Here is a 25,173-nt window from a genome sequence, read left to right on the forward strand (position 1 = left end):
GCAAAAAGGGCGCTGTCCGCGAAGCTGCCGATCTCCCCCCTCGTGGGGGAGATGCCCGGCAGGGCAGAGGGGGGCGCGAAGGATCGCTACAGAGCGCTTTTATTCTGAGCCGCTGCATTCTTCGGCGGATGTCACGGAATGGATCCCAGGGTCTGCAGCGCGTCGCTTCGCTCCTTGCTCCGCCCTGGGATGACGAAGGCATGGTGGCCTGTGGCTAATCCCCAGCGTCAGAGATGGTGGTTGCAGGCCGGCCGGCAGCGCGACCGCCGGTCAAAGAACCAAATCCACGGCGCAGAGGAACTAGTTGATGCTCGCCATATTCGCCGGCTCCGCCGGCCGCGCCTCATCCGAATAAGGCACGCGGTAGCCGTTTGCCGCCAGCCAGTCGATCGCCGCTTTCGGCTCGTCGGTCTGGATGATGGTGGCGCCGCGCTCGGCCCAGAAGCCGTAGGTCTCGCGCGGCAGGCTGGCGAACACCGCCAGTTCATCGCCGCGACCGCCGGCAAGGAAGCCGCCCGGCTTGTTGACGATGGCGTAGGTATTGGCCCAGATGTGCCAGTCGCCCCTTATCGCCGCGGCGCGCATGCGCGGGCTGAACAGCGGACCGCCGGTCTCGGTCAGCGTCTCCGCGCCGTCCCGCCAGTTGATCATCTCGACCGCGCGCGGCGAAAAGGCGCCGCTGACTTTCTCGGCGAAACCGGCGTCGCGAACCGCGTCGTCGGCAATGATCGGCATGAACTGGAAACCGCTGCCGATCGCGCCCATGGCGGCCTTGACAGTGGTGATCCTGGCCGGGTTCCACAGGTTCTCCTTGACGATCACCTGTTCGGCCATGCCAAGGTCACGCGCCACCGCGATCATGCCGGCGAGGCTGTCGACGTCGAGCTTGTTGTCGATGTTGACGAGCATTCTGTCCCTGGTCGCCATCAGCATCTCGCGCAGCGTCGAAACCGGCTCGTCGGTGACGGCGCCGGTGCCTTCGATCACCAGCCTGCAGGTTTTGAGTTCGGCCAGCGTGCGCTTGACCACCTCGCCCGTGCAGTTCGTCGTGCGGTCGAGCCAGCTGTCATGCATGACGACGAACTGGCCGTCCTTCGAGCGCCTGACATCGACCTCGACGATTTCGGCGCCAAGCGCGATCGATGCCTCGAGGGCGGCGATCGAGTTCTCCGCAAACAGCGTCTTGCGGGCCTGCAGGCTGCCGGCGCGGTGTGCCGCCACCATGACATGGTCGCGCCACTGGTTGGCGTGTTCGAAACGGTCGAGAATCTGCCTGGCGCGTGTTTCGCCAGCCAATGCCGAGCCAGTGAACAGCACCGAGGCGGCGGCAAGCACAAGGTTCAGCCAGGTCGTTCGCATGAGAATCGCTCCTACCGGATGCAAACCCGGATAAGCGACGCGCGTGACAGCCCAGTGAACGAAGCCGGCTTCGCAAATGCCGGAAAGTGAGGTCAATGCCGGCTGAAGCGCCTGTTCTTCAATCTCGAACCGACGGCAATCGACTTGCCGAGATCGATGCCGCCGTCCTGGCGGTCGGGGGCCGGCCTGGCGCGCTGAAATCTGCTGCGTTCCCCGGCTGACAACCATCCCGCGTAAGGACGGCTGGCTACTTTCGGTTGTATTCATGCATACCTACGCAAATTCCGGGTTGGCCATGCGGGCTCACCTGGCAAGCAAGAAGTTGTGACCGAGTTCGAACGGCCATGGCCCTCGGAAGGGGTCGCATTTGTTGGAATTATATCCAATAAGGTTGCGCCTCGACGCACAGGAGATCGCTTCATGCCGAACACCAACATCGACCACGCCTTCACCGCCCGGGCAAGGACGGGTGCGTCCTTCGAGCCGACCTATGCCGGCGCGCTGTCGTTCATGCGACGCAAATACACCAAGGACGTGAAGGGCGCGGACGCGGTGGTGTGGGGCATCCCCTTCGACGCCGCCGTCACCAACCGGCCGGGCGCGCGTTTCGGACCGCAGGCGATTCGCCGCGCCTCGACCATCCTCGACAACGACCCGCAATATCCGTTTTCACGCGATCTGTTCGAACATCTCGCCGTGGTCGACTATGGCGATTGCCTGCTCGACAGCGGAAACCACCAGAAGACGCCGGGGACGATCGAGCGCGAGGCGGCAAAGATCCTGAAATCCGGCGCCTTCCTGCTATCGCTCGGCGGCGATCATTTCGTCACCTGGCCGCTGCTCAAGGCGCATGCCGCCATCCACGGTCCGCTGGCCCTGGTGCAGTTCGACGCCCACCAGGACACCTGGCCGGACGACGGCAAGCGCATCGATCACGGCTCCTTCGTCGGCCGTGCGGTCAAGGAGGGAATTATCGATCCCGACCGTTCGATCCAGATCGGCATCCGCACCCATGCGCCCGACACCTTCGGCATCAAGATCCTGTACGGCCACGAAATCGAGGACATGCGCGCGTCCGATATCGCCTATTCCATCGTCGACCGCACCGGCGGCAAGAAGGCCTACGTCACCTTCGACATTGATTGCCTCGACCCGGCCTTCGCCCCCGGCACCGGCACACCGGTCGCCGGCGGGCCGTCCTCGGCAAAGATCCTGTCGGTGCTGCGCCAGATCAATCAGCTCGATATCGTCGGCGCCGATATCGTGGAGGTTGCGCCGGCCTATGATCACGCCGATATAACGGCAATTGCCGGGTCGACGGTGGCCATGCACTATCTCGGGCTGCTGGCGGAACGAAAGGCCCGGCTCGAAGAGCTGAACAACGGCAATCACATTGTTGCCGGATTGAACCAGGCAAGTGGCATATAATTTCGAAGTATCAGGGAATTCAGGCAGGCAAATGAAACCGAAAATCTTCATCGACGGCGAGCACGGCACCACCGGTCTCCAGATCAGGACGCTGCTTGCCGAGCGCGGCGACCTGGAGATCATCTCGATTCCGACCGAGCGCCGCAAGGAACCGGCAGCCAGAGCCGAGTTCCTCAACGCCGCCGATGTCGCGATCCTGTGCCTGCCGGACGCAGCCGCGAAAGAAAGCGTCTCGCTGATCAACAACGACACCACGAGGGTTATCGACGCCTCGACCGCGCATCGCGTGGCAGAAGGCTGGGAATATGGGTTTGCCGAAATGGACAAGGGTCAAGCGCGCAAGATCGCGTCGGCGAAGCGCGTCACCAATCCGGGCTGCTGGCCGCAAGGCCCGATCGCGACGCTCAGGCCGCTGGTGGCGGCCGGGCTGTTGCCGCCGGATTTTCCGGTCACCGTCAACGGCATTACGGGCTATTCGGGCGGCGGCCGGCCGATGATCGAGGACTATGTCGCCAAGGGCGAGGAAGCGTCGGAATTCCTGCCCTACGGGCTGACCCTGCAGCACAAGCATGTGCCGGAGCTCAGGACCTATGCGAAGCTGTCGCATGATCCGATCATGCAGCCGGCGGTCGGCAATTTCGCGCAAGGCATGATCACCGTGGTGCCGCTGCAGCTAGGCGGTCTCGACTATGTGCCGACCGGCGCCGAGCTTCATGCGGCGATCGCCGACCATTTCGCCGCCATCGATGGCGGCGTGGTCGAGGTGGCGCCCTATGCGCATCTGGAGCGCGTGCCGGAGATCGATCCGGAAATCTACAACGGCACCAACCGAATGATGCTCCATGTCTTCGCCAACGACGACAGGGCCCAGGCGCTGCTGTTGGCCGTCTACGACAATCTCGGCAAGGGCGCCTCGGGTGCTGCCGTGCAGAACATGGATCTGATGCTCGGCCTCAAGCACTGAATGGACGCTCCGGCATTCCCAGGCCGCTGGAAGGTCAGCGCGCCAGAACTGATTGCCGAGACGTTCAGCAGCCGCATCTGGAAGGTTGTTCGCGAGGACGGTTCGCCGGCGATCGTCAAGGCTCTCAAGGCTTTCGACGACATCGAAGACGAGTTGCGCGGCGAGCATTTCCTCGCCTGGCGGCGCGGCGAAGGCGCGGTACGGCTGCTCGGCCGCGACGGCAACTGCATGCTGCTCGAATACGCCGGTGAAACCTTGCTGTCACAGGGTCTCGCCGAACAGGGCGACAATGCCGCTACAGCAATCGCGGCCGAAGTGATGGCAAGGCTGTTCTCGCCATCCGACCACCCTGCCCCGCCGGATCTTCAGCCGCTGCGGGTGCGGTTTTCCAGTCTGTTCAACAAGGCGAGGTTCGATCGCGACGCCGGCGAAAAGAGCCTTTACGTCGAAGCGGCTGCGACCGCCGAACGGCTGTTGGCCGATCCTGTCGACGTGCTGCCGCTGCATGGCGACCTGCATCACGACAACATCATGCACGGAGCGCGCGGCTGGCTGGCGATCGACCCGAAGGGCGTTCTCGGCAATCCCGGCTTCGATGCAGCGAACATGTTCTACAATCCGCTCGACCGAGACGAGCTTTGCCGCGACCCCCGGCGGATTGCCGACATGGCCGAGATTTTCGCCAGAACGCTCGGCCAGACGCCGCCAGCCATCCTGGATCATGCCATCGCCTATGGCTGCCTGTCGGCGTCATGGCATCATGAAGACGGCAATGCGATCGACGAAAGCCGCGAATTGTCCATTGCCACGGCGATCAAGACGGTGCGGCTCAGCCTCTGACGGCGATCTGGTTGGGCATGGGATAAGCGCCCTTGGTGCCGCGCCAATGCGCTGCGGCAAAGCCCAGCAGGACAAGCGCGAAAGCCTGATGCATCAGCGCCATGTGCAGCGGCACCTGCATCAGCAGCGTGCCGATGCCGATCAGGGCCTGCAGCAGCACCAGCACAAACAGCAGCGTCGCGCGGCGCGCATGGGTGGTGCCGGGCTGGCGCCGGTGCGTGGCGATCATGTGCCAAAGTGCTGCGACTGATATCGCGTAGGCGCCGAGCCGGTGGATGAACTGGACCGTCTTCGGGCTCTCGAAGAAGTTGCGCCATGCCGGCTCGAGGATCAACAGGTCGCCGGGGATGAGCTTGCCGTCCATAAGCGGCCAGGTGTTGTAGCTCAGGCCGGCATCGAGCCCAGCGACCAGCCCGCCGAGATAGATCTGGATCAGCGCCAGCAGCACCAGAAAGCCGGCCAGACGCTGGGTCGAGCGGTCGGCCGCGGGCTCGGAATGCGGGGCCAACCCCCGCGCGACCACCATGGTCGCGGTGAAGATCAGCGCCGCCAGCGTCAGATGCGTCGCCAGCCGGTACTGGCTGACGGAGACGCGGTCGACCAGCCCGGACGCCACCATCCACCAGCCGATCGCGCCCTGCAGGCCGCCGAGAAGAAGAATGCCCAACAGTTTCGGACCAAGACCGCGTTCGATGCGGCGCGTCGCCCAGAAAAACACCAGCGGCACGGCGAAAACCACGCCGACACCGCGCGCCAGGATCCGGTGCAACCATTCCCACCAGAAGATCGACTTGAACGCTTCGAGGCTCATGCCCCTGTTGAGCTCGGCATATTGCGGGATCTGCTGGTAGCGCTGGAATTCCTCCTGCCATTCGGCGTCGTTGAGCGGCGGGATGATGCCGTGGATCGGCTTCCATTCGGTGATCGAAAGCCCGGATTCGGTGAGCCTGGTGGCGCCGCCGACCAGCACCAGCACAAACAGCACCAGGAGCACGACGTAGAGCCAGCCGCGCACCAGCGCCCGGTTACGCAGGTCGCGGTCGCGGGCCACGAAAGGCGCGGCAGCTGATATGGCAGCCATGGTATTGTCCCGGCAGGTTGCAGTCGCGGATTGGTGAACCATCGCAATCCAACTGGCAAGACCGGACAGCGCGGCACGCCGTCGCGCCGCTTCTTGGCTGTTGCGTGCCTCTTCCGTTGGGCCTAAGCGATAGGGATCAACCGGATCGCGAAATGCCCATTCGCCTGAGAAAGCTGATCGGAACAATCCTGCTGGTGGCGCTGGTCATCGTCTATGCGCTGGTCGCATCGATCGTGGCGGTTGCGCAACTGGCGGAATCGGGACCGTTGGCGCATTTCCTGTTCTTCCTGCTCAGCGGCATGCTCTGGGTGCTGCCGGCCATGGGCATCATCAAGTGGCTGATCCTGGAGCCGCCGCGGCCGAAGAACTGAGGTTTGCTCGCCGCCGCGGTGAAAGTCTGACGCTTGCTACCCGATGTGTAGGGCAGCTCAGGATGGTTTTCTGCCTTCCGTGTCGCCGATCGGAACGCACAGGCAGCGCCAGAGTGGTTATTGCCGAACCACTACTCAGACGTCCCGTTTGGGGGGCGAAGCGGAGTGGCAACTTCTGGCTTCCGAAAAACGATTGCAGACCGACAGCTTTGGGTCCGGGATCTTAAATAGCGGACCCTCAGCTCGGTGGGAATATTGTCGTGATGTGATCCGATCCGGTCGTTCCGGGATGGGTAAGCTCGGCCGTCCAGAAGCAGCTCGAAGCCGCCCCTGACAGTCGCCGAAATAAGGCGTATGAATGTTTGTCGCTGGCTAGCGCGCTCTAGCTCACAAGCCTTCGGGCGCGCCGACAAGATGTCACCCTCTGCCGGATATCTTTGCTCGATTCCGGTCCAGGCTCATTTTCGCGGTTCGGAGAGCGTTCTGATGCAGATCATCCAAAGCCGCCGCCGCTTTCTGGCCGGCCTCTCGGCAGCCGGTGCTGTCGGCCTCGTCGGCGCCGCGACCCCGGCCAGCGCCGAGCCGCCGCCCGAGACCAGCCGGATTCGTCTGAGCAAGACCTTCGGCATCTGCCTCGCACCGCAATTTGTCGCGGAGGATCTGCTGTATGCCGAGGGTTTCACGCATGTGGATTATGTCGAGACCCAGCCTGGCACTGTGATGGCGACAGACACAGCGAGCGGCAAGATCGATTTTGGCCTGAACTTCGTCGCGCCCACGATTGTCGCCGTCGATCAGGGGCACAGGCTGACACTGATGGGCGGCGTTCATCCGGGCTGTTTCGAGCTGTTCGTCCAGCCAGGCATCGACAGCATCCTCCAACTCAGGGGCAGGAAAGTCGGTGTCCAGGCACTCGGATCCAGTCCGCATCTATTCATCGTCAGCATAGCGGCCCATGTCGGGCTGGACCCGGTGCGCGACATCGTTTGGGTGAGCGATCCCGACGTGAAGCCGAAGGAATTATTCCTGCGTGGTGATGTCGATGCCTTTCTCGGCTTTCCGCCGGAGCCGCAGGAGCTGCGCGCCAAGGGGGCTGGCCGCGTCCTTCTCAACAGTGCACTCGATCGGCCGTGGTCGCAGTATTTCTGCTGCCTGCTGGCCGGCAATCCCGGCTTCGTCGCCGCCAATCCCGTCGCGTCGAAGCGGGTGATGCGTGCCATTCTCAAGGCAGCCGATCTCTGCGTGGCCGACCCCGCCATGGTCGCGCGCCGTCTCGTCGAGGGAAAATTCACCGCTAATTACGACTATGCGCTCCAAGCCCTTGGCGAGGTCCCCTACAAGCGGTGGCGGGACTATGACGCGGAAGACACGGTGCGCTTCTATGCACTGCGCCTGCGCGAGGCCGGCGCTATCGCCGCGAGTCCCCAGGAGATCATCGCCAAGGCCACGGATTGGCGCTTCCTCAATGAGCTCAAGCGCGAGTTGAAGACATGAATATGTGGCCGGCGCGCGTCTTGTTATTGGCGCTGCTCGTTGCTTGGCCGGCGCATTCACATGACGCGGCGCACGACGAACGGTTGCTGATGATTGCGCCAGCGCCCAATCGCATTCTTGTCGATCGTCGGGCTTCTGATCGCACTTGGGGCCGTCAGCCTGCAGGTGCTGAGCGGGGTCAATAATCAAACAAATGAAGCTGACCAGGCTGTAGCGCAAGATCGCAGCTTATCGCCAGGTTCAGCACGACACGACAAACCAGCTCGACAGCATCGCGACCGCGCTTTTGCTTCAGGACGACAGGATGCTGAACACGGCTCTCCGCCAGCTCAGCCGGTTTGGATACGACCTTGACCGTATGGAGTTCGTCGCTACTGAAGATGCGGAACTACTCGGGCAAGTCCGACAGGACTACGACCGGTTCCGCGCGGTACATACGGACGAGGCGTGCAGACGCAAATGGCCCAGATCGTCCCATTGGCCAACCGACTTGAGCTTAAGATCGAAACGCGTCTTCCCAGATGGCGGCAAGTCTCTTGGGACTCAACGTCGATGACTCGGTCCGGCCGCGCGGTAAACTCGAAGTGGCATTCGCAACCGCGCAAAACGGTCTCCTGGCCGCGAGGCGGTGGCAGGACGTTTGGCGGAGTAAGTTTTGCGCTCGCAACCAACGCAAATTGGGGGTATCGTGGCATATCGTCGATTGCTAATAGATGAGCCGACGACTGAGAGCGCAAGACTCCCGGATCGGACTGGGCGCGTTAGATCCACAACTACTCGTCGCGCTCACGAGACCACCTGCCTCTGCCGAAACCTCTTTTGCTCGGTTTCGGCCAGAATTGCCTTTTTGCAGTTCGGAAGAGAGGAGCGTTCCGATGCAGATCATTCAAAATCGCCGCACCTTCTTGGCCGGTCTCTCCGCGGCAGGCGGAGCGGGGCTTCTTAAGGTTCGCCCTTCCAATGCAGATGAACCGCCCCCGGAGACGACAACCGTCCGTCTCGGGCGCTGGAACAATGCCGCCTATTGCTGGGGGGCCGTCTACCTCGCCGGAGAATTGATGCGCGCCGACGGCCTCACCGATGTTCGCTACGTGGAAGTCGACCATACCGTGGACAATTCGCAATGGCTCGCCCGGGGCGACACGGACTTCGACATGAACATGCCTTCGATGCACATCAGCCTGATCGAAGCCGGCGTGCCCATCAAGATACTCACCGGCGTGCATACGGGATGCTTCGAACTGATCGCCAACGACAGCGTTCAGCGCGTTACGGACTTGAGAGGCAAGCGAGTGGGGGTCGGCAATATCGGCTCGCACCCGCAAATCCTGGTGAGCCTCATGGCCAACTACGTTGGGCTCGACCCCGCCAACGATATCAACTGGGTCGAGAGCCGCAATCCGATCCAGTCCTTCATGGACAACGAGGTGGACGCGGTCCTCTCCGCCATGCCCGAGCCGCTGATGCTGCGCGCCAAGAAAATCGGCCACACAGTGGTCAGCAACGCAGTCGATCGCCCATGGTCGCAGTACTTCTGCTGCATGGTCGCCGGCAACGCCGACTATGTGAACAAGCATCCGGCCACGACGAAGCGCGTCCTCAAGGCCATACTCACGGCCGCCGACGTGTGCGCCTCCAACCCTGAATTGGCTGCGCAAGAACTGATCGCTCAGGGCTTCGTGCCGAACTATGACGATGCCCTCGGAACCCTGAGAGAGACCGGGCATGACAAGTGGCGCGACTACGATGCTCAGGATTCCATACGCTTTTATGCGCTGCGGATGCAGGAGACGGGCATGATCAGGTCGAGCCCGCAACAGATCATCGCCAACGGAACGGATTTCCGCTTCCTCAAAGAGCTCAAGCGCGAGTTCAAGACCTGAGTGAGCAGCTTAGCTGGCTCGTTGTGCCTTTTTTTGGGTAGGAGGAACCCATGCAGAACATCCAGAACCGCCGTCATTTTCTGGCCGGCGCTGCGGCCGCCAGCGCCGCGGGCCTTATCGGCACCTCGACACAAGCCTGGGCTGAGCCGCTGCCGGAGACCACCTCGGTCCGCCTGCCGCGGTACATCGGCGGCGCCTATTGCTGGGCGGGCCTGTACCTCGCCGGAGAGATGCTGCGCGCCGAGGGGTTCACCGATGTCCGCTATGTGCAAGGCGACAAGAAGGTTGATCATTCGGCATGGATCGCAAAGGGCGAGACGGATTTCAGTGTGAACTACGTGCCGATTCATTTGGCATCGATCGATGCAGGAGTGCCGATCAGGGTACTAAGCGGACTGCACTCCGGGTGCCTCGAACTGATCGCCAACGACAGCGTCAAGGGCATCTCGGATCTGCGGGGAAAGCGGGTTGGGGTCTTTACGCTTGATTCGCCGCAATACGTGTTGGTTTCTCTGATGGCCGCCTATGTTGGGCTCGATCCCGTCAACGACATCGAATGGGTCATCGAAGAGCACAATTTTGCGGAAGGCTTCGTTGAAGGAAAGTACGATGCAGTGCTCGGCCAACCGCCCCGCACGCAGGAACTTCGCTCCAGGAAAGTAGGCCACACGATCCTCAACTCGACCACCGACGCGCCCTGGTCGCAGCATTTCTGCTGCATGATTTCCGCGACTGCGGATTATGTCGACAGGTATCCGGTGGCGACGAAGCGCGTGCTCAGGGCCATTCTCAAGGGCGCCGACCTCTGTGTCTCAGATCCCTCGTGGACTGCAGGGCAGATGGTCGATCGAGGTTTCGTCCCCAGCTACGAACTCGCGCTGCAAACGCTTGCCGACATCCGGTACGACAGATGGCGGGATTTCGATGCCGAAGCCTCGATGCGCTTCTACGCGCTGCGCATGTACGAAACGGGCATGATCAAGTCGAGCCCGCAAGAGATAATCTCGAGCGGGACGGACTGGCGCTTCCTCGACGCGCTGAAGCGAGAGTTGAAGACATAGGTAATCGCCACCACGGGAGGTTCCCATGCATACCCTATGCCCTGGACGGTTCAGCCGACGGAGGTTCCTGCGTGGGATGTCGCTGGCGGGGACGGCAGGGCTACTGGGCTGGCACACCGGGCGAGCCGCTGCGGAGCCACCACCTGAGACGACGCGGATCCGGCTCGTCAGGATTCCCAGCATCTGTCAGGCCCCCCAGTATGTTGCCGAAGAACTGCTGCGCAGCGAAGGGTTCACCGAGGTGGACTACCTCCAAAAAAGGGGAACCGCAGACATCGCGCCGGCCCTCGCCTCCGGTGAAGCCGACCTCAGTGCGCATTTCGCCGCCCCGCTCCTTCTCCACCTGGAGGCGGGGGATCCGATCGTCATCCTGGCAGGACTCCACGTCGGCTGCTTTGAGCTGTTCGGGACCGATCGCGTCCAGGCGATCCGCGACCTCAGGGGGAAGACCGTGGCCGTGCCGTCGCTGGATTCCAGCCGATACGTCTTTCTCGCCGCTATGACGGCGTATGTGGGCCTGGACCTCCGCAAGGACATAAACTTCGTCACGCATCCCGGACCCGAGTCCATCCGGCTCCTAAGTGAGGGGAAGATCGATGCCTACCTGGGGTTTCCCCCCGAACCGCAGGAGATGCGGGAGCAGCAGATCGGCCATGTGGTGATTAGCAGCACCGTGGATCGGCCCTGGTCGCAATACTTCTGCTGCATGCTGGCTGGGAACCGGGAGTTCGTCCGCACGAATCCGGTGGCCACCAAACGCGCCCTCCGCGCCATCTTGAAAGCGGCGGATTTCTGCGCCAGCGAGCCCGAGCAGTCCGCCCAGTTCTTGGTCGAGCAGGGCTATACCAAGGGCTATGACCCTGCCCTCCAGGTCATGAAGGCGATCCCCTACGGTTGGCGTGAGTATAGCGCTGAGGACACCCTGCGCTTCTACGCCCTGCGCCTCCGCGAGGTCGGGATGCTTAAGAGCACCCCCCAGAAGCTCCTGGCCCAGGGCACCGACTGGCGTTTCCTCAACGAACTGAAGAACGAGTTGAAGACGTAGGCAATCGCCAACACGCCCTGCGCCCTATCGAGGGAAGGAGAGGTTTATGCAGGTCATCCAGAGCCGCCGCCGTTTCCTCACAGGCCTGTCTGCGCTCGGAGCCGCGGGTCTTGCAAAGGGCCGCAACGCGGCCGCCGCCGAAGCTGCACCTGAAACCACGATCGCCCGCTTTGCGGCGGCGCCTGGTATCTGCATCGCTCCGCAGTACGTCGCCGAGGATCTGATCCGCGCAGAGGGGTTCTCGGATTTCGGCTTCGTGGCCGCCGAGGCCGGCATCGCCCAGACCGAGATGCTGGCGCGCGGCGACATCGACTTCGGCATTGACTTTGCCACGGCCCTAATCATTCCAGTCGACACTGGCGCCCCGATCAAGGTGATCTCCGGAGTGCATGTCGGCTGCTACGAGTTGTTCGGACGCGAGGACGTCAAGAGCATCGCGGATCTCAAGGGCCGCAAAGTCGGCGTCGGCGGCAATCTATCGTCGGATCCGCATATCTTCGTCAGTGCCATGGCGACCTATGTCGGCCTCGATCCGCAACGCGACATCGAATGGATCGTCGCCGCGGCAAAGCCGGCGGAGCTCTTCGCCGAAGGCAAGGTCGACGCCTTCCTGGCTTTTCCGCCTGAGGCTCAAGACCTCCGCGCCCGCAAAGTCGGCCACGTCATCCTCGACAGTTCCAAGGACCGGCCGTGGTCGCAATATTACTGCTGTATGCTGGCGGTCAACGCCGCCTATGCCGAGAAAAATCCAGCTGCCACCAAGCGCGTCATCCGGGCCATCATCAAATCGGCCGACATCTGCGCGGCCGAACCGGAACGGGTGGCACGCCTCCTGGTAGATGGCGGACGCACCGAACAATACGACTACGCCGTGCAGGCGCTCCGCGAGCTCCCATATTCCAATTGGCGCGACTTCGATCCCGAGGACACGATCAGGTTCTTCTCGTTGCGGTTGCATGAAGCCGGGATTGTCAAGTCGAGCCCAAACGAGATCATCGCGAACGGCACCGATTGGCAGTTCTTCAATGAGGTCAAGCGTGAGATGAAAACGTGATCGAGTGGCCGGCGCGCATTTTGCTGCTGGCGCTGATGGCCGGGCTGGCACATGCGCATGACGCGCCGCACGACGAGCGCCTGCCGACGATCGGACAGGCGCCGGACTTTACCTTGGTATCGCAGGACGGGGTGCGAGTGTCGCTGCACGACTTTCGCGGCAAGGTGGTCGCCGTCTCATTCATCTATACGTACTGTACCGACGTCTGCCCCATGCTGACCGCCCATATGGCCAGCGTGCAGGAAAAGTTGGGTAGTGCATTCGGACCCAAAATCGCCTTCGTTTCGATCACCGTCGACCCGGAGCGCGATACGCCCGATGTCCTGAAGGAATATGCGCAGAGTTTTGGCGCCGACCTGAAGGGCTGGTCGTTCCTTACCGGTGATCCGGCGGTCGTCCATGAGGTGGGACGGAAATACGGGGTCATCGCGAAGAAGGCGGCGAACGGAGATATCGACCATACCTTGTTGACGTCGCTCGTGGACCCCGGTGGCATCTTGCGAGTACAGTATCTTGGTGTCCGGTTCGACCTGGAGGAGTTCCGGGATGACCTTCTCAGCCTCTTGGACGAATCCAAATAGCATAACGAACCGGCTCGTTGGCTGGGTTGCGCGGCTGCCGGCGCGCGTCCAGACTAAGCTCTTGATCGCGTTCCTGTCGATCGTCGGCCTGCTGATCGTGCTCGGGGCCGTCGGGTTGCAGGTGCTGAGTGGGGTGAACGATCAGACCAACGAGCTGATCAAGCTGCAGCGCAGGATCGCGGCCTACCGCCAGGTACAGCACGATACGACCACCCAGCTCTACGGCATCTCCACCGCCCTGTTGCTTCAGGACGACCGGATGCTGGATGCGGCGCTGCGCCAGCTCAATCAGTTCGGCTACGACCTCGACCGCATGGAGTTCGTCGCCGAGAGTGAGGCGGAAGTGCTCGGTCAGGTCCGGCAAGAGTACGAACGGCTTACAGATGGGGTGACGCACGTGGCAGAGCTCGTCCGCGCCGGCCGCACTGGGGAGGCGCGTAAGGTTCAGCTCGATAAAATCATACCGTCGGCTGATCGCCTTGAGCGGCTGACAAACCAGCTGGTCAACATGGCCGAAGCCGACATGGTGGCGGCAATCGAAACGACCGAGGGTGCGTACGGCACGTCCAGACTGATCGTGGCCTCGTTCGCGGTGGGCAGCATCCTGCTGGCGTTGGGGCTCGGCTACATCATCTCCTGGTCGTTGATCGAACCGGTCAAGAAGATCGAGACGCGTCTCAGCCAGATAGCGGCCGGCGACTTCGCCCAACAGGTTGCCGTCGCCAACCGGGACGAGCTGGGGGCGCTTGCGGACAATGTCAACCAGACATCCGAGCAGCTGGGGCGCCTGTATCGGGAGATTGAGGCGCGCACCCAGCAGCTCGATGAAGCTCTTCAGCAACAGACAGCTACTGCAGACGTTCTGAAGGTCATCAGCCGCTCGACCTTCGATCTGCAGGTCGTGCTCGATACGTTGGTGGAATCGGCTATCAGGCTCTGCCGTGCCGACAAGGGTGGTATCGTGCAGTCGCTGGATGGCGTATTCCGCTATGTGTCGGCGCATGGCTACCCGCCCAGTTTCCGTGCTTATGTGGACGCCAATCCAACTCCGGCCCTTGCCGCAGGCCGAGGCTCCGCCGTAGGGCGCGTAATCGAAGAACGGCGGATCGTCCAAATCGAAGACGTGACGGCTGATCCGGACTACCGCGTTGCCTTGATCGCCGAGGCAGGCGGCTTCCGCACCGTCCTCGCTGCCCCGCTGTTGCGGGAAGGTGATCTCGTTGGCGTATTCGTCATGACGAGGGTTGAGCCGCAACCTTTCAATCCCAAGGAGATCGCCCTCGTCGAGACATTCGCCGACCAGGCCGTGATCGCCATCGAGAATGCGCGGCTCTTCGAGGCGGTGCAGTCACGGACTCGCGAGCTTGCCGCGTCTGTTGGTGAGCTCGAGGCGCTTGGTGAGGTGAGCAAGGCGGTCAATTCGACGCTGGATCTCGACACGGTGCTGAAAACGATCGTCGCCAAAGCGGTCCAGTTGTCGGAGACGGATGCTGGCACCATCTACGTGTTCAGCAGCACGCGGCAGCAATTCCGTCCGCGCGCAAACTTCGGTATGAGCGATGAGCTTATCGCCGCAGTCTCACACCAAACGATCGGGCTGGCCGACATGGGGATCGGCGACACACCCGGGCGCTGCATGCCGGTGCAGTTTCCCGACCTCAGCGAGGAGACCTCATCCTTCCTTGTAAGAAAGACGATCGTCGACGCCGGATATCGCGGTATCCTGATCGTTCCGCTGCTGAGGCCCAACAAGATCGTCGGTGCACTGGTCGTCAGGCGCCACAAGCCAGGTGCCTTCGATGAGCAAGTTGTCCACCTGCTGGAGACCTTCGCAGCCCAATCGGTGCTCGCGATCCAGAATGCCAAGCTGTTCCGCGAGATCGAGGAGAAAGGCCGGGAGCTGGAGGCAGCCAGCCGCCACAAGTCCCAGTTCCTCGCGAATATGAGCCACGAGCTCAGGACACCGCTCAATTCGGTCTTGGGCTTCACAGAACTGCTGGTCGACGGCATCTACGGCGAACTCCCGGACAAGGCAAAGACGACCGTCGCGCGCGTGCAGGCAAACGGCCGTCACCTCCTCGGGCTCATCAACGACGTACTCGACCTTTCCAAGATCGAAGCCGGCCAGCTCACGCTGGCGATTGAGGACTACTCCGTCGCGCAGATTGTTCGATCGACCGTTACGGCTGTAGAGCCGCTGGCACGAGCGAAGGGTCTTGAGCTTTCAACGACTGTTGCCGAGAACCTTCCAATCGGCCGCGGGGACGAACGCCGTTTGACGCAGGTCCTGCTCAATCTTGCAGGCAATGCCGTCAAGTTCACCGAAACGGGTGCGGTCGAGATTCTTGCCGATGCGGTCGACGGGCACTTCGAGATGACCGTCCGAGACACCGGTCCCGGCATCGCGTCCAAGGACCAGGCTCTCATCTTCGAAGAGTTCCAGCAGGTCGACAACAGCAGTACCAGGCAGAAGGGCGGTACGGGTCTTGGCCTGGCGATCTCGAAGCGCATCGTCGAAATGCATGGCGGATCCATAGACGTCGAGTCCGTGATCGGGTCAGGGTCAACATTCCGTCTGAAGGTACCAATCCGGGTGAATGAGGACGTGAGGGCCGCATGAGCAAACGAATCCTGATGGTGGAAGACACCGAGGACAACCGCCAGATCATCCGCGATCTCATTGCCACCACCGAATACGAACTGATCGAGGCGGCGGACGGCGCCGCCGGCATCGCTGCAGCCGGAGTGCACAAGCCAGACCTGATCCTTATGGACATTCAGCTCCCTGTGATTGACGGGTACGAAGCGGCTCGCCGCATCAAGGCCGACCCGGCGCTCCGGCACATTCCGATTATCGCCGTCACCTCCTATGCGTTGTCGGGCGACGAGGCGAAGGCCCTTGCTGCTGGGTGCGATGGTTACATTGCCAAGCCATTCAGTCCGCGCCAGCTGCTTTCCGAGATTCGCGGGTTCCTTTCTTGAGGGAGGCAGCGCCGTGCACGATCCGCCTCGCATTCTCGCGGTCGACGATACTCCGGAAAACCTGGAGATCCTGCGCATGCGCCTCGAGGCGAATGGCTACGAAGTTGCAACCGCCGCCGATGGTGAAGAGGGGCTTGCGAAAGCCCGCGAACTCACGCCGGATCTGATCCTGCTCGACATCATGATGCCGAAGCTCGACGGCATCAGTGTGGTACGCATGCTCAAGCACGATCAATCGCTGCGATCGATCCCCGTTATTCTGGTCACCGCGAAAGCCGACACGCGCGACGTGGTCGAGGGGCTGGACGCCGGTGGCGACGACTACCTGACTAAGCCCTTCGAGCACAGGGCGCTGTTAGCGCGGGTGCGCTCGATGCTGCGCCAGAAGGCGCTTCACGACACTGTCGCGAGCCAAGCCAAACGCCTTGAGGACCAAGCCGCGCAACTTTCCGACTGGAATCGCTCGCTCGAGCGAACCGTGGCTGAGCAGGTGACGGAGCTCGAGCGAATGGCGCGGCTTAGGCGGTTCCTGCCCGAACAGGTCGCCGACCTCATCGTTGCGGCGGGCAATGGAGATGCGCTCTTGCAGAGCCACCGTCGCGAGGTGACCGTTGTCTTTTGCGATTTGCGCGGCTTTACAGCCTTCGCGGAGACCGCCGAACCCGAAGAAGTCATGACAGTTCTTGCCGAGTATCATTCCTGTCTTGGTGAACAAATTGTCCGCCACGAGGGGACTCTCGAGAGGTTCGTGGGCGACGGTATCGTCGTGGTTTTCAACGATCCAATGCCATGCGCCGACCACAGCGAGAGAGCTGTCTCAATGGCTGCTGCGATGCGCGACGCGATTGACGGGCACTCAGAACAATGGCGCAAGCGGGACTATTTGCTTGGCTTTGGGATCGGAATTGCCAGGGGCCACGCAACCATCGGGCGCATCGGTTTTGATCGGCGCTCAGACTATGCCGTCATTGGCACCGTGTCGAACCATGCCGCCCGATTGTGCGACGCCGCCAAGTCCCGCCAGATTCTCGTTAGCCAACGGGTCCTCAGCGCTGTCGAGTCGCTGGTCGAATCCGTTCTTGTTGGCGATCTGACGCTGAAGGGTTTTCGCCGCCCAATGCCTGCCTATGAAATCGTGCGGTGGTTCGGTCCGCCAGGCTAGCTTTAGACGCACTGTTCCGGACGATACGACCCGTCGAACAGTCGGCACAAAGCATCCCAGCCACGATCGATCTCGAAACCGCCCGCAACGGGGGAGAAAGTGTGCGTTCTGCCAGTAGCAGCCCGATGGCAGCCTATGTGATGGGTTTCGGATGCCGGCCATCCACGTGTTGGCTTGGCGCCGGTGCCGGCTACCGAAACCCATCACATAGGCTGCCCGCGCCCTTACCTCATCTTCTCCGGCGGACGCATCCCGCTGCGCGGCATCGAGATGCACGGGACCTATTTCCGGCCCGACGTCTTGGTCGCGGGCGCTCGTCAAGAAGGGCTACCTGACCGTCGACGAGAGCGCGCAGGAATTCGTGGTCACGCCGGACGGCTGGAGCTTCGTCGCTGACACGCTGGAAGTCCTCGGGAAATAGCCGCAATGCAATACGCTCTGGTCGTGGTCGACAGTAGCGTCTTCAAGCAGAATTTCGACGCCTATCGTGAACTTCCGGCTCCGGAGTCCGACCTGGGTCAGGAACCTCGTGTGGGAGAAACCGAGCGGCACATGCAAGGGACGATCGTCGGATGTGCGTCCGGGGCTTTCCGAATGCAGGCTTGAGAACCCGGAGGCGACGAAGGCGCGCATCAGGGATGGCCTTCAGGGCTCTGTTCTTGCGGTCCACCGGAGTGTCTCACCACTAGATGGTGACGACCATCTTTCCGGCATTGGCCAGCGGCGTCGTCACGCCCGATAGCATCGTGCGGATATGGGCAACGCTCTGATAGCGACCGTTGACCGAAATACGCGGCAGCGCGTGCAGGAAGCCGGCATGTTCGGCGCGCAGCACGCCATGGCGTGTCGTCACCGCCGAGACATAGCCGGCGTCGCGGGCAAAGCCGACTTCGCGGTCACCAACGGCGCTGGCATAGCCATAGGGATAAGCGAAATGGCGCGGCGCCTCGCCGAACTCGGCCTGCAATATGCCGCTGACGCCGTCGACCTCGTGCCGCGCATCGGCTTCGGAAAGCCGCTTCAGATTGCGATGATTGACAGTGTGCGAGCCGATCGTCACCAGCGGATGCCCTGCCATGGCGCGGATCTCGTCCCAGTTCATCAACAGGCTCTGGCGCGCGCCCAACTCGATACCGTTCGACCGCGCCAATTCGCGCAGCACCGCGCGCTGGTCCTCCTCGCGGACCTCCAGCGTCAGATAATCGTGCAGGCGCGCAAAGGCCTGGATTTTCTTGCCCGGGGTCGAGCAGTCGATCGTCACCGGACCGTTCGGTGTCGTCAAAACCAGCCGGTTGCGCGCGCTGACGATGTCCTCGACCACCTCCCACCATAGATCGGCGGCGCCGTTTATCAGCCCCGGCGCAACATAGATGGTGACCGGCGCGCCGTGCTTTTCCAGCACCGGCAGCGCCTCGGTCATGTTGTCGCGGTAGGCGTCGTCGGCGGTGATCGCCGCGAACTGGCCACCCTTGCCGCCGGCCTTGATGCGCTCGATCGCCTCGTCCAGGGTGACGAATGCATAGCCGTGCGCCTTCATGTCGGCGATTACAGCGTCGAGGAACTCAGGCGCGATATTGAGATGCCGGTTGACGCTATCAGGCTTTTCCGGCGTGGCGGTTACCCGATGCAGCATCAGGATGGCGCCGATGCCGCCGACGAACGGCTTGGCCAGCGGGGCAAGACCGGTATAGCGCACGACGTTGAGCGCCAGCTTCCGGATTGCCTCGCCCCCGTCGATCATTCATTCACCTTTTGCGCCTAGGCTCATCCAAGCACGGAATGCGCCTATGCGCGCCCCAATCGCGGTGAATACGCCCTAAAGGATTGAGGTATGGTTGACGCCACCGCGTCATTTGACGGCAATCGGCTCGAGGCCATGCAGGCGGCGCCGCGCGCGGTGCCTGCGGATCATGCCGGCCTGTCGGTGTCGGTCGCCGACGGTGCGGCACTTGCGGCCTATGCCGAGTTCTGCGGTTCGGCGCTGTTCGCGCCGGCGCAGAGCCCGGCCTGGATCCTGAACTGGGCCAGACATGCCGAAGCGGACACCGTCTTGGCGACGCTGAGCGCTGACGGCCGGCCGGTTTTTTGGATGGCGCTGGAAGTCACCAGCAGCGGTCCGTTACGCGTCGCCCGTTTCATGGGCGGCCGCCATGCCAACGGCAATTTCGCCGCCGCCGACCCGTCCTGGCTGACCAAGGCAGATGCTGCTTCTATCCGCCCGATGCTGGCGGCAATCGCCAGCGCGCGGCCGGACATCGACCTCGTCTCGCTGGAACGGCTGCTGCCCGATCTCGACCGCGTTGCCAATCCGCTTCTGTCCCTCCCGCATTTTCCCAGCCCCAACCTGTCGCTGGCCGTCGACCTGGCGGGAGGTTTTGATGCCCTGCTCTCCCGCGCCAGCGGCAAGCGCAGGCGCAAGAGACACCGCTCGCAGGCGCGCAAGTTTGGGGCCGTCGGCAACCACCGCCGCATCGAGGCCCGGACGGCGGACGAGGTGAACAGGCTGCTCGATGCGTTTTTCGAGATGAAGGAGTTCCGCTTCCGCAAGATGGGCATCGCCAATGTCTTCGGCGAGCCACAGGTTCGCGCTTTCTTCCGCGCGTTGTTCGTCGAAGCGCTTTCCGACGAAAAGCCGTCCTTCGTGCTGCATGGGCTCGAAGTCGCCGGCAAGCTTCGCGCCGTCACCGGATCGAGCCGCTCGGGAAAACGCCTGATCTGCGAATTCGGAGCGATCGCCGACGACGACCTTGCCCATGCCAGCCCCGGCGACTTCCTGTTCTTCGACAACATCGAGGAAGCCTGCGAGAGCGGATTCGATGTCTATGATTTCTCGGTCGGCGACGAACCCTACAAGCGGCTGTGGTGCGATATCGAGACCCGGCATTTCGAGGTCCTGATTCCGCTGACGACAAAAGGCCGCGCGCTGGTGTTTGTCCTGCGGCAGGGCGCGCGCCTGAAAGCCTTCGTCAAGAACAGCCCGACGATCTGGAAGCTGACCAAGATGCTGCGCCGCAAGACGGCCGGACAGGCTGTGCCAGCAGCGGGCGAAGACGACAGCTGAACGCTGCCGAGATTCCGCGACGTAAGTGATTTGGCCCGTATTACCGCCACGGCTGCAAACTCTGGTCGCCGACATAAGCGATGATGGTGTCGCAGACGGCGTTCAAATCGCGCAGCACGTCGTCGTTCCAGAAGCGCAGCACACGAAAGCCCCTCGCCTTCAATTCGGCGTCTCGCTCCCGATCATAGTTTGAATCCGCATGCTGGCTGCCGTCGATCTCGACGATCAGCCTGGCCTCGGCGCAAACGAAATCGGCGATGAATCTGCCGACAGGAACCTTACGCCGGAATTTGATGCGGTCGAGCCTGCGTCCGCGCAGCTCGTGCCACAGGCGGTCCTCCGCCTCCCTTGACTCGCGGCGCATCGAGCGGGCGAAACGACGTTTGGTCGGAGCGACGGGCTGATGCGGCATCGGTTGAGATTACCCGGCTTGGCGCTCCGTCCAGCACCATCGTCACGCAAATCGCTGACGTTCGCGATTGGCTCCCCCTTCTCCCCTTGTGGGAGAAGGCAAGAGCGCGCTATTGCCGCCACTGCTGCAAACTCCGGTCGACAACGTTCAAGAGAATTATCGAACTGTCTCAGGCGGCGGAGCGCCGTCCGGGTAGCGGCGTCCCTGGCGTCTGATGGCCGACCGGCGTCACCAGCGTCAGGTCGGGATAGCCGCTCTCGATCAGCTCGACCGCGGCCTGCGCCACCTCGTCGTTCGACTCCAGCAGCGACAGGAAGACTTCTGTGCCCTCGCCGATAAGGCGGCTGATGCCTTGCGCGTCGGTGGGTCCGCATTCGACCACGACCAGATCGTAGGCGGTGGTCAGCGACTGCATGATGATCGGCAACCGGTCGGCGGCGCGCATGGCGCGAACCGGATCGGCGTTGCCGACGGGAATGACGTGGCAGTCCGAATAGAGATCGGCATGGATCACGTCGCTGAACTGCGCTTCGGAGGCGAGCAGATCGGTGATGCCCGGGAAAAGCCTGCTGTCCAGCGTCGGTCGCGAGGCGGCGCCCGAAGCGGTGAGATCGAGCAGGAGCACGCGCAGGCCGGTGTCGGAAACCTCACGCGCCACCAGCACCGCCGAGGCGGCCGCCTCGTCGCCTTCCGGCGACACGAATATGGCGCGTGCCGCACCGCTTGTGATCAGTTTCTCCACCGCCTTGTCGATTTCGACCTCGCCAAGGCTGCGGCGCGCCGGCCCGACGTCGTCACCAGTTGCCGGGCCAGTTGCTGGCGCCGCGGCAGCCGCTTGCGGCTCTGCCTGGACTTCCGCCGTCCGATCCCCAAGGTCTTCGATATCGGCCGGTTCCTGATTGGGTGGCTCGTGATCGGGCGGTTCGTGATCGGACGGTTCGTGATTGGGCGGTTCGCGGGCAACCGGCATCGCGACCTGTTCGATCCGCTCGAAGCGGGCGCCGGCGGCCGGCCGCATGGCGCGACCCGAAAACAGCTCTTGCAGAAGCGTCACGATCGCCATGACCAGCAGCGAGCCGACGAAGGCCGCACCGATGATCGGCAGGATTTTTGGATAATAGGGTTGGGACGGCGCCACCGCGCGGGAAAAGACACGGGCGTCGACCGGCGGATAGTTGCTGTCCTTGCGCGAGGACGCCTCACGATAACGGGTGAGATAGGATTCGAGCAGCTGGCGCTGGGCGGTCGCTTCGCGCTGCAGCGCGTCCAGTTCGACCTGCTGGTCGCCGGCGCGCGCCGATGCGGCCTTTAGCGTGTTGACGTCGGCGACAAGCTGGTTTTCGCGGGCCTGGGCGGTCTGCGCCTGCGTCATCAGCCCTGTCATGATCTTTTCCGCCTCGTTGCGGATCTGGCGGTCGAGATCGGCAAGCTGCGACCTCAGCGCCCGGATTCGCGGATGATTGTCGAGCAAGGAGGTGGAAAGGTCGGCGATGTTGGTCTTGAGTTCGACCTGCCGCTCGCGCAGCCGCTGGATCAGTCCGGACGACAGCACCTCCGGCACCGCATCCAGCGAGCCGCCATTCTGCAGCGCGCTGCGCACGCTGTCGGCAGTCGCTGCCGCCGAGGCGCGATTGGCCCGCACCCGCGACAATTCGCTGGACAGTTCGGAAAGCTGTTGCGTGGCGAGCACCGAATTGTTGCCACCCATCAGAAGATCGGACTGGGCGCGGTAGCTTGCCACCTTGGCCTCGGCATCCTTCACCCGCTTCGACAGGTCGGCGATCTCCGGCGCCAGCCAGTCGGTTGCGGCGGAATTCGATTCGATGTTGGCATTGCCCTGGACGGAGATGTAGGCGTCGGCGATGGCGTTCGGGATTGCGGCGGCGAGCCGGGGATCTTCCGAGGAGAATTCGATGACGATAACGCGAGATTTTTCAACGCGATAGACGTTGAGCTTCTCACGCATCTTCGTCAGCACGCGTTCTTCCGGCGGAATCTCGTTGGGGTCGCTCGTCAGGCCGGCGACGACAAGCAGACGGCTCAACGCCGGCATATCCGCCGTCTCGTCGAACTCGGGCAGCCGCGACAAATCAAGCTTCTGCGCCACCTGCTTGAGGATGTCGGTCGAGGAAATGACCTCGACCTGGCTGGTCACGCCTTCCTCGTCGAGTATAGGCTTGTCGTTGTCATTGGTGCCGTCGGGGCGCGTGTAGACCGATTCGCGCGTTTCGATCAAAAGCCGGGTTTCGGCCCGGTAATGCGGCGTGGCGAGCCAGGTGAGCGCGAACGCCAGGCCGGTTACAACCAGCGCGACGACAAGAATGCGCAGCCAATTCCTCGCAAGGCTGGCAAAGAGCTGCCTGAGATCGACGTCGACATCTGCGGCCGCGGATTGAACGGACATGCATCCTGCTCCGGTATTTTAGTCAGTATACACCGTAAACAAATATGGTAACTCAGCCGTTAATATTGCGGTAAGCACCTCTTAGGTTTTACGCGCAAGCGGCAGCTAAAAGCACCGGAACCGGCCGCCTCCCGTCGGTTGCCATCGCTTGGGCCGCCCGCCTTTACCGGCCATTAACCCTAACCGGATGATAACGGGCCTCGATCTCCAGCGTTTGCCGCGGTGCAGCGGCGGCCAGTCGAAGGTACATGTCCGGTCATGAAAAGCACTGTTCCCCTGTTCCGTGCGCTGCTCGCCGTGTCATTGCTTGCCGGTTGCTCCAGCTACCGGCCGGCGCCGGCGGCCTTTCATAAAATGCTCGATCAGCCCTATCGCCTCGGCGCCGGCGACCGGGTCCGCGTCACCGTATTCGAGCAGGAAGGATTGACCAACGTCTACAGTGTCGACCAATCCGGTTATCTGTCCATCCCGCTGGTCGGCGCCGTGCCGGCGCGCGGCCACACCGCACAGCAACTCGAAGGCGAGATCGCCGACAAACTACGCCAGGGTTATCTCCGTGATCCGGACGTTTCGGTCGAGATAGACCGCTACCGGCCGATCTTCATCATGGGCGAAGTCGGTGCTGCGGGCCAGTACTCCTATGTTCCCGGCCTGACCGTGCAAAAGGCGATTGCCATCGCCGGCGGTTTCAGCCCGCGCGCCAACCAGGGAAGCGTCGACATCACCCGCGACATCAACGGCAAGGTCATGACCGGCCGCGTTGCCACCTCCGACCCGCTTCTGCCCGGCGACACGGTCTATGTTCGCGAACGCCTGTTCTAGACCACGTGGCGGGCACACTCAGGATCGTCCACTGCTTTCGCTCACCTGTCGGAGGGATTTTTCGTCACGTGCGCGACCTGACCGAGGCGCAGGTCGCCGCCGGGCATGCCGTCGGCATCGTCTGCGATTCGACGACGGGCGGCGACTTCGAGGAACATCTGTTCGAACAGATGAAGGGCACAATGGCGCTCGGCATCCATCGCACGCCGATGCAGCGGCATGTCGGACCGGGCGACCTCGCCTCGGCCTGGCGCACATTTGAGATCATCAAGGAATTGCGGCCGGACGTGCTCCACGGGCACGGCGCCAAGGGTGGCGCCTATGCCCGCCTGTTCGGCTCATTGTTGCGGGCATCAAGGTCTCGCGTAGCCCGCCTTTATTCGCCGCACGGCGGCTCTCTTCACTACGACGAGACCACCGCCACGGGGAAGCTGTTCTTCGCGCTCGAGCGCTTCATGGCGCGCTTCACCGACTATCTTCTGTTTGTCTCCGACTATGAAAGGCAGACCTATCGCAGGAAGGTCGGCGAACCACCGATCCCGAACAACCTTGTCTACAATGGACTGAGCGCCGCCGAGTTCGAGCCGGTGCGAGCCGAGCCGAATGCGGCCGATGCCCTCTATATCGGCATGATGCGCGACCTCAAGGGACCGGACATCTTCATCGATGCGCTGGTTCTTGCCGGAGCGCGACTCGGCCGCCCGGTGAAAGCGGTGATGGTCGGCGACGGCGACGACCTGCCGCGCTACCATGCGCAAGTGAAGCGGCTCGGGCTCGAAGGCCATATGCGCTTCCTGCCGCCGATGCCGGCGCGCAAGGCCTTCGCGCTGGCCGAACTGGTCGTCGTGCCCTCGCGCGCGGAAGCCATGCCCTACATCGTGCTGGAGACGCTCGCCGCCGGCAAATCGATGATCGCCACCGGCGTCGGCGGCATCCCGGAAATTTTTGGCGCCGGCTCCCCTGCCCTGATCCGGCCCGATCCGCGCGAGCTTGCCGACAAGATGAGCGCGGCGCTGGCCGACCCCGATGCCTATGGCAGGCTGATGCCCGATACCGCCGACCTCAAGGCGCGATTCGGCGCCGACGTGATGGCCGCCGCGATCGAGACGGCCTATTTCGCGGCGCTCAAGCGCTAACCCCAAATGGGCGCTAACCCCAAAAACGGCGCT

The 25,173-nt window shown here is 62.8% G+C and carries 22 protein-coding genes; 16 read left to right on the forward strand and 6 right to left on the reverse strand.

Features of this window, described 5'->3' with window-relative positions:
* Positions 1-300: 300 nt before the first annotated feature.
* The gene (locus AC0L15_RS18315; RefSeq protein ID WP_287247551.1) at positions 301-1,359 is read right to left on the reverse strand and encodes a glycerophosphodiester phosphodiesterase family protein; all 1,059 of its coding nucleotides are present in this window, start codon (positions 1,357-1,359) and stop codon (positions 301-303) included.
* Between the two features lie 420 nt (positions 1,360-1,779).
* Between AC0L15_RS18315 and speB the strand changes: the two genes are divergently transcribed.
* From speB to AC0L15_RS18330, 3 genes are read left to right on the forward strand one after another with little or no spacing between them, the layout of a single operon-like run.
* Positions 1,780-2,787 carry an agmatinase gene (speB, locus tag AC0L15_RS18320; protein ID WP_287247553.1) on the forward strand — a complete coding sequence of 336 codons (1,008 nt, stop codon included), beginning with the start codon at positions 1,780-1,782 and terminating at the stop codon, positions 2,785-2,787.
* Positions 2,788-2,818: 31 nt separating this feature from the next.
* Positions 2,819-3,751, forward strand: a complete 933-nt coding sequence (argC, locus tag AC0L15_RS18325) for an N-acetyl-gamma-glutamyl-phosphate reductase (protein WP_287306730.1) — start codon at positions 2,819-2,821, stop codon at positions 3,749-3,751.
* Complete coding sequence (locus tag AC0L15_RS18330) at positions 3,752-4,591, forward strand: aminoglycoside phosphotransferase family protein (RefSeq protein WP_287247556.1); 840 nt, start codon at positions 3,752-3,754, stop codon at positions 4,589-4,591. It abuts the gene before it with no gap.
* Here the strand turns inward: AC0L15_RS18330 and AC0L15_RS18335 are convergent.
* Positions 4,581-5,672: a COX15/CtaA family protein gene (locus AC0L15_RS18335; protein WP_287247557.1), complete on the reverse strand. Its 1,092-nt coding sequence runs from the start codon at positions 5,670-5,672 to the stop codon at positions 4,581-4,583. The genes AC0L15_RS18330 and AC0L15_RS18335 overlap by 11 nt on opposite strands.
* 152 nt (positions 5,673-5,824) lie before the next feature.
* Here AC0L15_RS18335 and AC0L15_RS18340 point away from each other — a divergent pair, with 152 nt between their 5' ends.
* The 10 genes from AC0L15_RS18340 to AC0L15_RS18385 all read left to right on the forward strand — a co-directional run bounded on the left by AC0L15_RS18340 (position 5,825) and on the right by AC0L15_RS18385 (position 17,305).
* Complete coding sequence (locus AC0L15_RS18340) at positions 5,825-6,043, forward strand: DUF2842 domain-containing protein (RefSeq protein ID WP_091591512.1); 219 nt, start codon at positions 5,825-5,827, stop codon at positions 6,041-6,043.
* A 486-nt stretch (positions 6,044-6,529) separates the two neighbouring features.
* On the forward strand, positions 6,530-7,537 hold the full coding sequence (locus tag AC0L15_RS18345; RefSeq protein ID WP_128170006.1) for an ABC transporter substrate-binding protein: 1,008 nt from the start codon (positions 6,530-6,532) through the stop codon (positions 7,535-7,537).
* Between the two features lie 875 nt (positions 7,538-8,412).
* A complete protein-coding gene (locus tag AC0L15_RS18350) occupies positions 8,413-9,420 on the forward strand; it encodes an ABC transporter substrate-binding protein (RefSeq protein ID WP_287247559.1) in 1,008 nt (335 codons plus the stop codon).
* A 50-nt stretch (positions 9,421-9,470) separates the two neighbouring features.
* Positions 9,471-10,481, forward strand: coding sequence for an ABC transporter substrate-binding protein (locus AC0L15_RS18355; protein WP_287237428.1), 1,011 nt, complete (start codon positions 9,471-9,473; stop codon positions 10,479-10,481).
* Between the two features lie 76 nt (positions 10,482-10,557).
* Positions 10,558-11,526: an ABC transporter substrate-binding protein gene (locus AC0L15_RS18360; RefSeq protein ID WP_287247560.1), complete on the forward strand. Its 969-nt coding sequence runs from the start codon at positions 10,558-10,560 to the stop codon at positions 11,524-11,526.
* Between the two features lie 46 nt (positions 11,527-11,572).
* Complete coding sequence (locus AC0L15_RS18365; RefSeq protein WP_287247562.1) at positions 11,573-12,580, forward strand: ABC transporter substrate-binding protein; 1,008 nt, start codon at positions 11,573-11,575, stop codon at positions 12,578-12,580.
* The gene (locus AC0L15_RS18370; RefSeq protein ID WP_287221662.1) at positions 12,577-13,161 is read left to right on the forward strand and encodes an SCO family protein; all 585 of its coding nucleotides are present in this window, start codon (positions 12,577-12,579) and stop codon (positions 13,159-13,161) included. The genes AC0L15_RS18365 and AC0L15_RS18370 overlap by 4 nt, the downstream gene beginning before the upstream one ends.
* The gene (locus AC0L15_RS18375) at positions 13,127-15,781 is read left to right on the forward strand and encodes a GAF domain-containing protein (RefSeq protein ID WP_287247563.1); all 2,655 of its coding nucleotides are present in this window, start codon (positions 13,127-13,129) and stop codon (positions 15,779-15,781) included. The genes AC0L15_RS18370 and AC0L15_RS18375 overlap by 35 nt, the downstream gene beginning before the upstream one ends.
* Complete coding sequence (locus AC0L15_RS18380) at positions 15,778-16,143, forward strand: response regulator (RefSeq protein WP_128175946.1); 366 nt, start codon at positions 15,778-15,780, stop codon at positions 16,141-16,143. Before AC0L15_RS18375 ends, AC0L15_RS18380 begins: the two co-directional genes overlap by 4 nt.
* A gap of 13 nt (positions 16,144-16,156) precedes the next feature.
* Positions 16,157-17,305, forward strand: coding sequence for a response regulator (locus AC0L15_RS18385; protein WP_473496688.1), 1,149 nt, complete (start codon positions 16,157-16,159; stop codon positions 17,303-17,305).
* A 327-nt stretch (positions 17,306-17,632) separates the two neighbouring features.
* Here the strand turns inward: AC0L15_RS18385 and AC0L15_RS18390 are convergent, their stop codons facing one another.
* Together AC0L15_RS18390 and AC0L15_RS18395 are read right to left on the reverse strand one after the other, a co-directional pair.
* Positions 17,633-17,938, reverse strand: a complete 306-nt coding sequence (locus AC0L15_RS18390; protein ID WP_287247565.1) for a hypothetical protein — start codon at positions 17,936-17,938, stop codon at positions 17,633-17,635.
* Positions 17,939-17,990: 52 nt separating this feature from the next.
* Positions 17,991-19,046, reverse strand: a complete 1,056-nt coding sequence (locus AC0L15_RS18395; RefSeq protein ID WP_287247566.1) for a polysaccharide deacetylase family protein — start codon at positions 19,044-19,046, stop codon at positions 17,991-17,993.
* A gap of 90 nt (positions 19,047-19,136) precedes the next feature.
* Between AC0L15_RS18395 and AC0L15_RS18400 the strand changes: the two genes are divergently transcribed.
* Positions 19,137-20,366 carry a GNAT family N-acetyltransferase gene (locus tag AC0L15_RS18400; protein ID WP_287247567.1) on the forward strand — a complete coding sequence of 410 codons (1,230 nt, stop codon included), beginning with the start codon at positions 19,137-19,139 and terminating at the stop codon, positions 20,364-20,366.
* 40 nt (positions 20,367-20,406) lie between these two features.
* Here AC0L15_RS18400 and AC0L15_RS18405 read toward each other — a convergent pair whose 3' ends face one another.
* Together AC0L15_RS18405 and AC0L15_RS18410 are read right to left on the reverse strand one after the other, a co-directional pair.
* Positions 20,407-20,778, reverse strand: coding sequence for an endonuclease domain-containing protein (locus AC0L15_RS18405; protein WP_287247568.1), 372 nt, complete (start codon positions 20,776-20,778; stop codon positions 20,407-20,409).
* Positions 20,779-20,947: 169 nt separating this feature from the next.
* Entirely contained in the window at positions 20,948-23,182 is a 2,235-nt protein-coding gene (locus AC0L15_RS18410) for a GumC family protein (protein ID WP_473496689.1), read from the reverse strand.
* 258 nt (positions 23,183-23,440) lie between these two features.
* Here AC0L15_RS18410 and AC0L15_RS18415 point away from each other — a divergent pair, with 258 nt between their 5' ends.
* The gene (locus AC0L15_RS18415; protein ID WP_287247571.1) at positions 23,441-24,004 is read left to right on the forward strand and encodes a polysaccharide biosynthesis/export family protein; all 564 of its coding nucleotides are present in this window, start codon (positions 23,441-23,443) and stop codon (positions 24,002-24,004) included.
* Between the two features lie 5 nt (positions 24,005-24,009).
* Positions 24,010-25,140: a glycosyltransferase family 4 protein gene (locus AC0L15_RS18420; RefSeq protein WP_287247573.1), complete on the forward strand. Its 1,131-nt coding sequence runs from the start codon at positions 24,010-24,012 to the stop codon at positions 25,138-25,140.
* The last annotated feature ends 33 nt before the right edge of the window (positions 25,141-25,173 follow it).

The sequence above is a fragment of the Mesorhizobium sp. WSM4846 genome (genome assembly GCF_055811415.1).